This window comes from Viridibacillus sp. NPDC093762 (assembly GCF_050279675.1).
Classification (GTDB): Bacteria; Bacillota; Bacilli; order Bacillales_A; family Planococcaceae; genus Viridibacillus.
In genome coordinates this window covers 350,162-361,260 of record NZ_JBNNUK010000001.1, presented here as the reverse complement: position 1 = coordinate 361,260, position 11,099 = coordinate 350,162, and the positions used below count along the sequence as shown (strand labels likewise).

Below are 11,099 nucleotides of genomic sequence, written 5' to 3'. Positions count from 1 at the left end.
TCATTTAGCTCTACTTGCTCTTCAATATAAATTTTTGATTCTAGAGTTGCTGTTATATTTTTTTCTTCCATACTTATCACCTCCTTTCAGTGATTTATAGGATTACTTTAAATATCGGAAAGACTTTTTTGAAATAATAAATAATAAAATAAATAGAACAACAAGTATTGCTAAATAATTTTGTATATCCATCCATGGAGATTCTGCTAATCCTAAAATATATTGCACGGTATCATTTAAAAATAGCATTGGGTTCCAAATTAAAAACTTATAATAATCTTGTGGGTCATTACCACTTAGTGTTACAAACAAATCCGTCATTGTAATTGAAAATAATAATATTAGCATTAATGGTACCAACATGGTGGTTGCCGTTTTACCGTTTGGAAAAATCGATGAGAGTAAATAGCTAATTGGATATAATGCAAGTAATGTAAAGTTAGAGATTAATATAATCCGCCCTATATCTATTAGTTCAAGTGTTGTAATCGTGCTGAATGCTAATAAAATAACTGCTAAAAATACATTCATAATAATCAACATGCCTAAACCTAACCCAGCAAAAAAATCAAAAAACTTAATATTCGTTTTATCTATCCATTCAAAAGCTCGTTCTGTTCTCTTATCAGTTAAATAAACAATCGCTCCTGAAAATGCTAAAGAGAAAATGGTTAATAAAATGGACATGGAAATAAATTGGCCTCGAATAATAAAGTCAAGTGTTTCAGAATCAATTGAAGCTACTTTCTTTAAAAGAATAGACATACCTAAAAATAAAATAGCCGGTAGTAAATTGCCAAAGAGGACTCCATAGTTTCTAAAAGTTTCCTTTAAATATATGTTAGTAATCGTTAAAATCATTTGTATAACACCAACCTTTTACCAGTAACTGCATAGAACAAGTCCTCGATACTAAATCTACTTGTAATTTTGTATTTATTAAGCAATTTTTCCGAATAATCAGATTCTTTTATAATGCCTTCATCTAAAATTGAGATTGTATCAAATAACTCTTCGAATTCATTCACTTCATGACTAATTATTAGGATGATTTTTTCTTTTTCTTTCGAATAATCGGCTAAAAATACACGGAGATCTTTTTTCTTTTTCAAATCTAAATCGGCAAATGGCTCATCTAAAATAATGATTGGTTTATTTAGTAGAACGGAAATGAAAATTGAGACAGCTTTTTTCATCCCCCCAGAAGAATTTTTAATCAGAGTCTTTTCAAACTTTTTCAGTTCTAACAAGTCATAGAGATTTTGATTAAAATCGTATTGCTTTGTCATTTTTTTAAAGAGTTCTATTACTTCTTTAATTTTCAAATATGGAAATGCATTGAAATCTTGGTATTGAATAGCGCAATCTACTTTGTTTTTTTCATCATTTGTTAGATAGACTTGACCAGAATCTACGGATAATTCACCATCAATGATTTTTGTTAGTGTTGTTTTTCCAGATCCATTTTCACCTAGTAATAAGTGACAGCCACTTGATGAAAGTTTCAAATTTACACTTTTTAGCACGGATTGATCTTTGAAGCTTTTACTGATATTTTCTAAGATTAAGTTCATTATTATTCAATCCTCCAATAAACTATTGAATTGCAAAAGCGAAAAGAGGTAAACGTTGCATTTCTCGATTGTGTTGGAGTTCTTCTAAATATTCTATTAATGTCAAGCCAGCAAACACAGTGCTTCTTAGTTCCATTTCTGTAGCCTTTAAACTAAGCTGATGACCAAGTAATCCACTCATTGCCAACATGTAACGATAATCTATTAAACGTTTAAATTCTGTAATACGATTTACATCCCATTCAAAATAAAATACACCACTTGCTCGATGCATTTCCAATTGTAAATACAAAGATTCTTCAATCGATGAATTTGTTAGCACACACTTTTGTTCCCATTCTTGTTGATTTCGTATATACACAGCACGTTCTGTTGAAAGTAATTTTGCTTGATCAATAAAGCAAACCTTTAATAAATCCTGTAAGTGAAACTGGGTGATACATTGCGTTGCATGCGTGGCTAAACTATTCAACTGATTGTTCGTCAGCTGTCGTTTGCTAACGTCAAATAAGCGAAAAGATTCTCGTTTAGAAAGCGTATTGATAAATTTTTCTTTTAGTAATGGAAACGGCCACGCCTCACTAGAAATTGTAGGTGATAGAATTGATTGACTATAATTATTTCTACTTTGAATGACATATTGGTTGTACATTTATAACACCTCCACAACAAAGTTAATTATTTCGTTAGATCGCTCAATACCTAAAAGATGTAGTATTGCTTGTTCATGAAAATGTGTATGAACTTTTAATTGGACATCAGCATACTGTGATAATGACAGTAAGTTTGAGAGTAAAATACCCGTATTTAAATTTGAGATTTTAAAACTAAAATCATTGTACTTTTCTGCAATAATATCAACATCATTCCCTAAGAGAAAATAACCTTGAGCTGAGGATGAATGATCTTCTCCAATAAGTTTTGAGAAATTTGTAATGTCAAACATTTCATCATCTAGAACTTGATAATACGCATCATCATTATTGTTATAAAAGTAAATACCCTTACCATTAAATGCTTTTTCATTATTGTTTACATAAAATATTAAGTGTGAATTAATATTGCCTCCTGATGGTGTAAAACGCTTATACTTGAACTCTGTATTTTTGTAGCCAAGCGTTTTTCGCATGAATAAATCTATTTGATCCGGAACTATTATGTTCTCTAACTTTTTCCATAAAATAGAAGCTTGGTTATGTGTTGAAAGTTTTAAATTTTTCGACTTATAATGTGCCAAATGTGTTGATGCATTAATGAATTTACTCGCTGAAAATTGTATAAATTGCTCAAAAGCTATTGGATTTAGTTCCTCATGTTCATACAATTTACTTTTAACCCCATAATATCGTAAGTTATTATGCTCTTTTTTATAAAAACCCTCGATTAACGACGTATTTGAGATTTTACCAATTTCACGTAAAGCATATAAAGTCACATAGTTCAAAAATTCTTTTTCATTCACTTCTTCTACTTCAGGACTAACTTGTAAAGATTCTAAGATTTGTATATAATCACTAGGCATAATTCCTTTTTTTGAGAATAAAGGTCCCAATTGTTGTTCTTTAAAGTGTACATATAACACATCCATATACTGCAACATATCGTTTAAAAACGACTCTTCAAAGTCAGTTGCAATAAAAATACAAAAGGCACGTTTATTTGGAAGTTCTTGTGGAGCAGTAAAATCATTAGAAGTCAAAACCTGAATCTCAAATGTTTCAAGTTTTCTTTTTAAAGTTGTTATTAAGGATTCATTCTTGCCAACAATATAAATGTAGCTATTATCTAAATGAGCTTTTAATTCATCCAAACTATCATGATTTTTATATTTAGCAATATTTCTTAAGTAGAAATGATCAGTACGTTGCAGTAATGTATGATCTGTTTTTTGCATAAGGCAACTCTTTACAAATAAAATTTCAAGTAACTGATTTACTTCTTCTTTTGAAAAACGACTTTTCTCATATAATGCCTCTAGAGATACCCCTTCTACTAAAAATGGAAGCAAATCAATGACAATTTCCTTTGCCCTTGTTCCGTTTAATCGAAATGGACCATCCACACTACCAGAAATTGTTACAGCCTCTTCCATAATTACTTTAATATGTGGCAACAATTGCGGTTTAGAAGGGAAATGCACCATAGGATCAGTTAATAGTAGTGACATGTGTTTTACCTCCTTCTAGTGAATTTCTCATATCTGCTAAACTGCTATCATGATGATCACAGTGAGGACAATTTGTATAACCAGATATTTCTTTAAATATCATGCTATAATATTCAAATGAGAAGTTCGCAATATAGTGATGAATATCCGAATCATTAATATAAGCTTTAAGATGATCACAAAACAGTGATATTTCCTCTGGTAAAAAAAAGATATCCGAGAATTCATTTTCTTGGGACATTATTACTTCATGCATTTTTGCAGAAAAATAATATTCTTGCATTCGTGCTAATGCACATTGTCCGCAAACTCTTTCTACCTCTTCTTGTTGCTTAAAATACCCCGGTATCATAATGCGATCAATATCCACAAAAATAGGAATTGCATTAATCGTATGTTTAGTTAAAAACCGCATACATTCTTTAATTTGTAGACCGTCATAAATGACGAAAACAAGGTCCTCACTTTTTGCTGCAAACTCAAAATAGTTAACTTGTTTCACCGTAAGTTGTCTAAGGGTTAGTTCATCAAAAATAGCATGTTGACTTTTTCCAATACCTGTAATGACATAGTTCATAGATTTCCCTCCGTTTCTTAGTTATGAAAATGGTAAAGGTTCTTCATTAATTAGTTCTTCGTTATAGTATCCAAACATTCGAGTGGCAACTGACTCTAAACGACTACTCTTTAAATAACGAGCGGAATGAATGAAAGAAATTGGCTGCAACGATGGTATTGTCACTTTTACAGCGCGTAAACCTTGCTCTCTACATTCACGAGTTGTCAAATCTGTTACATATACGGTATGTCCTTGTTCTCTTAAACAATCAATTAAATATTGAAGTTCTTCTACATTAGAATTAAAGATGGGTCCTTCAGTTGGAAATGGTACATCCCCATTTCCTTCTAAAAATGCAAACTTATTGGCCATTGTTTCGTGAGCCATGAACAAAGCACCTTCATCTACATGGTAAAATAAATCATAGGGTCTACTCAGTAGTTCTTTTTGCTTTGGTATAGCATTTACTAGGCTATACATAACCGAGATAAGTTCTTTCTTAATTTTGAGAATTGCCTTTTTCGGGCATGCATTTGTTGAAAACATAAGTACGTTTTTTATCTCCTGAGAATGTTTTGTTTCAGCACGCAGGCAATACGTATACACACCATCAACCGTTGATGCTTCATATAATGTAGTTTTCCCTAAAAATGGATGAGCAAACAAGTCAAGATCCTCAGTATAACTTTCTTCCTTTACTTCTTTTAATGGTCGCTTCAATAGCCAGGTAAGCGCAATTCCATCTCTTTCAATCACCTCATAAATACCATTAATAACAGCATCAATATAGTTTTGATGAATAGCACATCCAGTAGAAATTGGATGCGAAATGTTTTCTCCCTCATGTTCAAAATGTGTAAATAAATTAATGTATATTTGGGGGATGTAACAAACCTTATCTTCAGTTACATTTAATGATTCACACCACCTAAGTTTTTGATTACGATCAGCTTGTTTTAAATAGCTTTTTGTTTCATGTTCGCTTATCTGTGGAAAATGCGCGAGTGGTACAGCAAGATTTTCCAACTCCTCTTCTGTGGCTACCTTAGTACGCTTTGTAGGAATACTATTTGCTAGGCGTTCATATGCCTCCATTGTTGCTAAAAACATAGCCTGTTCCGGCGTATCCCCAGTACCAGCACCTGATAGCTTTGAAACCTTACTAGATTGCTGAACTCCTTCATTTACTGTTCGATAATGGTTAATATCTGCAATATGAACAACACCAATATCTGTTTTTTGTATACCACGAGGAGGTACTAAATGACGTTTACCAATAATAAATTTTTCATATTTTTGTTCCATAATAATGCTCCTTTCTCATTTTGAGGTGCTGATTAATTGTTGCTGCTTTAAATAAATAGAGAGAATGACAAGTTCATCTGGAATGCTAAATCCAAATTTATTCAGTGTCATGTGTAAAAATTTAAAGCAAAAATCTTCACTTAAATGGTGTTCTCCTAGAGAATTTAATATAGAAATAATGTTAGAAAACGGTGGACTATCAACTGTTGTACTTAGCTGCTGACGTAAGCTTTCTTGCTGATGATTATTCTGAAAGCGAGCATATCCTTTCCAATAAGTCATATAGGATTGAATAAATCTGCTGTGATTGCAATTAAAATGTTGTAATAACTGCTTGATAATATCTTCTATATAATGATGAGGCAAAATACCCCTATATTTAACTAAAAATTCCGTTAATTTAACTGAATACTCTTCATAAGTGGGTAGTGCTTCCATAAATAAACTGTATTCTGGGTCATAAATCTTTTTCAAAATACGGTAATTACCAAAGTAATCTTTTATCATGTGCTCAACTTCCTCAGGTTCTTCACTTCGCACGCGTAAACGAAAATGATAACCAATTTGGTCTAGATATTGAATAAAGAAAAGTTCACTGTTTTGATAACAACCTTGTAAACGATGCAACTGTTGTAAAAAAAACGTACGATCATGTAGATAAATATGATAACTATGCCACATTTACTATTCTCCTTCCGTTGCTAATATACAAAACTCCTCTACACATTCTCCTGTAAACATTGGCTTTACTTCTTCTATTTCAATAGAACGTTCATTTAACAATAAATGCTTTAGAACTTTAATGGACTCTACCGAATATAATGAAATCCAAATTGGTTTTCTTGCATTAAAATTGGTGAATTTTTTCTTTACAAAAAATTCGAATGGTAAATTATGAGATGTGAAATAAGCAGTTATAGAATAGTAAAACAATGTATCCGTTATCTCATCTGTATCACTAATTGAGTGCCAGTCTAATTGAGTGCTTTCCCTTTTATTAAAGTTCTTACTGTCTATATCAATTGTCCAAGGATGAATGAGTTGTAATAAATAACTTTTAATACCCGTAAATAAGTGGTACGGTACTGTTCCGACATAGATTAACTGAATGGGTTTTCCATTTCGCAAAAATTTAATCTCATGATTTGTAATTTGAAGTTTCACATCTAAAAAATCTTCTGGCCATTTTAATTTAGGATACAAAGATTTTCCTACATCAATATGATTCGAAATTTCCTCATCAATCACAAGTTCATAAATTGGATATGATGTTGTAAATAAATTCTCATAGTATGTTTTTAAGCGATTATTGATACTTTCATTGAATAAATGCCCATAACGATGATATACTCCACCATTTCCAATGTTAATTGTATTTAAAACTAGGGATCCATCTGTTGCGCTTTGTAAGTATAGAAGAGCACTTTTTTTCATAGATGGATTAAATGAAATCATGGGTAAGGGCATTTGTATTTTTTTAAATTGTAATTGCTCATGAATATCTGCAAAAATGGCTAAGACTGTTTGCCCATCATATCGATCCTTATTCATAAATAACATTTGGTGAATCTTGTAGGACCGTCTGTTAACCGTTACATAATTATCAAGTACTTTTTGAATAAATTCCTTCTCTATTTGAGGAGTATTAAATTGATCAAAGGCAACATAATCATGATAAAATAACGATATATTTTTTAATTTTTCTTCATAACTCTGCCCGTAATACTTACTACTAAATTGTTCTAAATAACCTATTAATAGTTCTTGTACGGTTTCAAATGCGATTTCATTAATTGTTTTTGGATAAAGTAATGTTCGTTCTCTTTCGGTAAATATATACTTTAAAAGGTTATCGAAATTTCCACTTTCATGGTAGTAAAAGTTGAAATCAGGTATTACTAAACCATTATTTACTAATAATTCATACGTTAGCTTTTTATGTTGCATCACTTTCTGCTTTACTTGCGCAGGAGTCTTACAATGTTGGATAGAGGCTAAGAATGCGACAATCTCTTTTTGATGTAATAAATCATCCTGCTTGAGTACCCAATCTACACCTTTTAGTAAATAATTTTTTTCATAGTAAACAGCTTCCATGCCATTGCATTTTTTTATTGTTGGACGTACGATAATTTGGAGTACTTGGTCTAGATCCTTATTTTGTAGGGAAGCCATCAAAAGTAAATATTTCACTACATTGTTTAGCTTTATTTGTTCAGTTACTTCGGAATGATCACTTAAATATGTGGTTTTCCCTAAATAACTCAGGGGGCTTGTTTTTACAGTTGCACGTTGGATAAAACGATAACGTGCTCTGTTGATTGAGTCTTTTGTAATTTCTGGACTGATAAGTTGTTCATAAGCTTCATAAGCTGTAATTACTAGTGCTTGCTGAAATTCTGGATGTGCTAAGAATGGTTCATAACGATTTACTTTCATTAAAAAAGCTTCTTCAACTTGATTCTCAATCGACTGTACTAATCCAAATATTTCATTATAGATTCTACAATGTTCTTGTATCTGCAGATCGCTTAACTCATCGATGATTGTTTCACGAATACTTCGTTGTTTTTTTATCGTTTTTTTAATATTTAAATAAGAACGCATTACTAGTAAGTTTTCATTTTCATAAAGTCTTTTCGTTTCTTTATGTAACATCTCTAGTAAATGTGTTTTAACCTGTTCAAACCTACTCTTAAACTCACGACAATGTGAATACATTTTTAGAGGTTCATCTTTTAATGCCTCTAAGGCTTCTGTTTTAAATAAAGTTTCCCTTTTCATACAAATTACTTCATTCATTCGATAACACCTCGCATAATCCAAGACATAATATTCCATCCTGTCACGAATATAAATAGTGTCAACATCCCGTAAAATAAGATGCCATATATTAATTGTAGTAAGTGTCCCTTTTCTTTAATCGTAGTAGGTTTTCTGAAAAATTGTTTTGTGAAATTAACTGATTCAACACGGAAGTTTGGCTTTTTTATAAACGAAAAAAGTCCGATATAAAAATCCGTTGGAAATAAAATATTGTAATTAAACACACTCATAATAAGTTGAAATGATAGGACGATAGACCACATAGGATCTTCAGTCAAAATAACAACACCGCTATAAAGCATAATTAGTAATACATCTGCTATATTTCCTGCAAAAGCAATGTTTGCTCTTTTCAAATCATTTCCTGTTGGAATAATTTTTACATAAAAAATGGGTATAAAATAAAACTTCAGTTTAAACCATATTGAAAACACCTCAATCTGCTGTAACCTAGCACTTATAACATGAAACATTTCATGAATAACAATAATACCAATTAAAAAAATAGCAATTGACTGTAAAAATTCTGATCTGACCATCCTTAAATTTGACATATCTTTCATCACTGGCCAAGCATACCAGACCGATATAATAGCTCCTATAATCCCTACTATCATTATCCATATGCTAATAGAAAATAATTTTTTTTCCTCCATAGGACGTTGAAACGATATAAATTTATTAATTAGATGTGGCTTTTTATAAGAATCTTCATCATAGAAACCAATTGGTATTAATGATTCAATTCGATATTCAGTTAAATTCTCTACTCTCTCATTATTTAAATGAATATAGTAGCCTTTACATGATTTTCGATTACTTAAAAACACTTTATTTTTCTCGCACCGCTCAATAATAAAGTTAGGATTCATCTTCATTTAATAACACCTTCCTTTCAAATAAAACAAAATTACAAATACAGTCTTTATTGTAAGTATTTGTAATGATAGATATAATTAATATATAATCTTTATTGTTAGTAGCTAATATGAAATGTCTATTTGAGAAAAAATTATATCTAAACATTTCGTCCCAGCTTAATCTCTTCACCACCGTTATATTTTTATATTTTTTTAAAATTCGTATAGTTTAAGTATTAAATATATTATAAATCTCGTATATACTTAAAATAAATAGGCTGATGTTGGGAATTTTTTTCAGAATTTTACAAAAAAAGAGGCGATTTCGATTTTACTTTCCTACATTTGACTAAATAATTTAAAGGATGTGTTGTTCATTGCAAATTGGCCACATTATAAAAAGCGAACGCATAAAAAAAGGCTTTAAACAAAGTTATTTAGCGAATGGAATTTGTACTCCGTCTTATTTAAGTAAAATAGAGAATAATCAAACAATACCTAGTCACGAGATTTTAGAAATGATTAAGAATAAATTAGATATTTCATTTTTGAATTTGGAGACGGAGGAAGATGAAATTGAAGTATCATTAAGGAGGGAACTTTTTGATATCTATAAAAATATCACATTTGGAAGAGAATTAGATTATATAAAAGCTATGCAGAAAGAATTAGTTGAAATGAGATTTAAATATGTTAAAAAAGATATTTACTATGATTATAATTTAGTTTTATTGCGAATTCTTTTATCATTAAACACAGATTATAATGATATAAAAAACTGTATGGATCAATTATTACATGATGAAAGTGATTTAAATATAACCCAGTATTATTTACTGAAAAAACTTCAAGGAATATATCATTACAATTCTAAAAATTCCAAAGAATCTATTATGCATTTTGATGAAGCAGCCCATGTTTTTTCTAAAACATCTTATCCAGAATGGGAAAAGGCAGATTTAAATTATATGCGTGCTCTTGCAAACTTGTCGGGTAATAGAGGCTTCGATGCTATTAAGTATAGTGAAGAAGCATTCTCATATTTTAGAGATAAGCTATTTTTCACTAGGGCTATAGAGAGTTTGTGCATTACAGGGATAGCGTATAAAAAGTTACAGCAATCCATCGATGCTTTAGATATTTATAACAAAGCTTTAGAAATGGCTTTAAAATTTCACCTTGATAGATATGAGAATGTGCTTTATCAAAATATAGGTTCACTCTATTCTGCTATAGGAGAACTAGACAAAGCATTAGAATATTTCTTCAAAAGTCTAAAGAAAAAAGAAACTAAAGAAGAAAAATTATTGTCCATATTTTCTATCATACAAGTATATTCCAAAAAGAAAGATATTAAGCGTATGTTAAATTGGATTGATAAAGGAGTTGAAAGTACAAGCAATGAAAATACATTAATAGCTTACTTATATCATTTTAAACTATATGAAGAATTCTTCTGTAATCATGAAAAAATTAATATGTTTTTTATAAAAGAGGCTATTAACTTTTTCGAAGAGAAGAAGGATTATAGACATGCTTACAAATATACTATTAAGTTTGCAGACATTCTAAAAAGGAACAAAAAATACAAAGAATCGTCTATATATTATGAAAAATCAATCTATTTTAAGAATGAAAATATAAACTTTTGGGAGGATTTATAAAATGAAAAAATATTTATTCGTATTATTATTATTGATGGTACTATTAACTTTGAGTATAGCAAATACATCAAAATTAGAATATGCAGAAGACCAGCTTCCAGGTATGACTCATGTAGGTATGAATGATATTTGAAATGTTTGATA

The 11,099-nt window shown here is 30.2% G+C and carries 11 protein-coding genes; 2 read left to right on the top strand and 9 right to left on the bottom strand.

The window, feature by feature from the left end:
- Window positions 1-102: 102 nt before the first annotated feature.
- From ACQKM9_RS01670 to ACQKM9_RS01630, 9 genes are read right to left on the bottom strand one after another with little or no spacing between them, the layout of a single operon-like run.
- On the bottom strand, window positions 103-861 hold the full coding sequence (locus ACQKM9_RS01670) for an ABC transporter permease (protein ID WP_427732082.1): 759 nt from the start codon (window positions 859-861) through the stop codon (window positions 103-105).
- A complete protein-coding gene (locus tag ACQKM9_RS01665; protein ID WP_427732080.1) occupies window positions 858-1,574 on the bottom strand; it encodes an ATP-binding cassette domain-containing protein in 717 nt (238 codons plus the stop codon). Before ACQKM9_RS01665 ends, ACQKM9_RS01670 begins: the two co-directional genes overlap by 4 nt.
- A gap of 22 nt (window positions 1,575-1,596) precedes the next feature.
- Window positions 1,597-2,226, bottom strand: a complete 630-nt coding sequence (locus tag ACQKM9_RS01660) for a hypothetical protein (RefSeq protein ID WP_427732078.1) — start codon at window positions 2,224-2,226, stop codon at window positions 1,597-1,599.
- Window positions 2,227-3,741, bottom strand: coding sequence for a cytoplasmic protein (locus ACQKM9_RS01655; protein ID WP_427732076.1), 1,515 nt, complete (start codon window positions 3,739-3,741; stop codon window positions 2,227-2,229). It lies immediately after the preceding gene.
- Window positions 3,722-4,318 carry a hypothetical protein gene (locus ACQKM9_RS01650; RefSeq protein WP_427732074.1) on the bottom strand — a complete coding sequence of 199 codons (597 nt, stop codon included), beginning with the start codon at window positions 4,316-4,318 and terminating at the stop codon, window positions 3,722-3,724. Before ACQKM9_RS01650 ends, ACQKM9_RS01655 begins: the two co-directional genes overlap by 20 nt.
- A gap of 21 nt (window positions 4,319-4,339) precedes the next feature.
- A complete protein-coding gene (locus tag ACQKM9_RS01645) occupies window positions 4,340-5,605 on the bottom strand; it encodes a YcaO-like family protein (protein WP_427732072.1) in 1,266 nt (421 codons plus the stop codon).
- Window positions 5,606-5,620: 15 nt separating this feature from the next.
- Complete coding sequence (locus ACQKM9_RS01640) at window positions 5,621-6,286, bottom strand: lantibiotic dehydratase C-terminal domain-containing protein (RefSeq protein ID WP_427732070.1); 666 nt, start codon at window positions 6,284-6,286, stop codon at window positions 5,621-5,623.
- Window positions 6,287-6,289: 3 nt separating this feature from the next.
- A complete protein-coding gene (locus ACQKM9_RS01635) occupies window positions 6,290-8,407 on the bottom strand; it encodes a hypothetical protein (protein ID WP_427732068.1) in 2,118 nt (705 codons plus the stop codon).
- A complete protein-coding gene (locus ACQKM9_RS01630; RefSeq protein ID WP_427732067.1) occupies window positions 8,404-9,309 on the bottom strand; it encodes a hypothetical protein in 906 nt (301 codons plus the stop codon). The genes ACQKM9_RS01635 and ACQKM9_RS01630 overlap by 4 nt, the downstream gene beginning before the upstream one ends.
- 359 nt (window positions 9,310-9,668) lie before the next feature.
- Here ACQKM9_RS01630 and ACQKM9_RS01625 point away from each other — a divergent pair, with 359 nt between their 5' ends.
- Window positions 9,669-10,955, top strand: a complete 1,287-nt coding sequence (locus ACQKM9_RS01625; RefSeq protein ID WP_427732066.1) for a helix-turn-helix domain-containing protein — start codon at window positions 9,669-9,671, stop codon at window positions 10,953-10,955.
- 1 nt (window position 10,956) lies between these two features.
- Window positions 10,957-11,088 (top strand): hypothetical protein, encoded by a 132-nt coding sequence (locus tag ACQKM9_RS01620; protein WP_427732064.1) that lies wholly within the window; start codon window positions 10,957-10,959, stop codon window positions 11,086-11,088.
- The last annotated feature ends 11 nt before the right edge of the window (window positions 11,089-11,099 follow it).

Coding starts and splice junctions, on each gene's coding strand:
- ACQKM9_RS01670 (WP_427732082.1), bottom strand. CDS start 861: ATGATTTTAACGATTACTAACATATATTTAAAGGAAACTTTTAGAAAC.
- ACQKM9_RS01665 (WP_427732080.1), bottom strand. CDS start 1,574: ATGAACTTAATCTTAGAAAATATCAGTAAAAGCTTCAAAGATCAATCC.
- ACQKM9_RS01660 (WP_427732078.1), bottom strand. CDS start 2,226: ATGTACAACCAATATGTCATTCAAAGTAGAAATAATTATAGTCAATCA.
- ACQKM9_RS01655 (WP_427732076.1), bottom strand. CDS start 3,741: ATGTCACTACTATTAACTGATCCTATGGTGCATTTCCCTTCTAAACCG.
- ACQKM9_RS01650 (WP_427732074.1), bottom strand. CDS start 4,318: ATGAACTATGTCATTACAGGTATTGGAAAAAGTCAACATGCTATTTTT.
- ACQKM9_RS01645 (WP_427732072.1), bottom strand. CDS start 5,605: ATGGAACAAAAATATGAAAAATTTATTATTGGTAAACGTCATTTAGTA.
- ACQKM9_RS01640 (WP_427732070.1), bottom strand. CDS start 6,286: ATGTGGCATAGTTATCATATTTATCTACATGATCGTACGTTTTTTTTA.
- ACQKM9_RS01635 (WP_427732068.1), bottom strand. CDS start 8,407: ATGAATGAAGTAATTTGTATGAAAAGGGAAACTTTATTTAAAACAGAA.
- ACQKM9_RS01630 (WP_427732067.1), bottom strand. CDS start 9,309: ATGAAGATGAATCCTAACTTTATTATTGAGCGGTGCGAGAAAAATAAA.
- ACQKM9_RS01620 (WP_427732064.1), top strand. CDS start 10,957: ATGAAAAAATATTTATTCGTATTATTATTATTGATGGTACTATTAACT.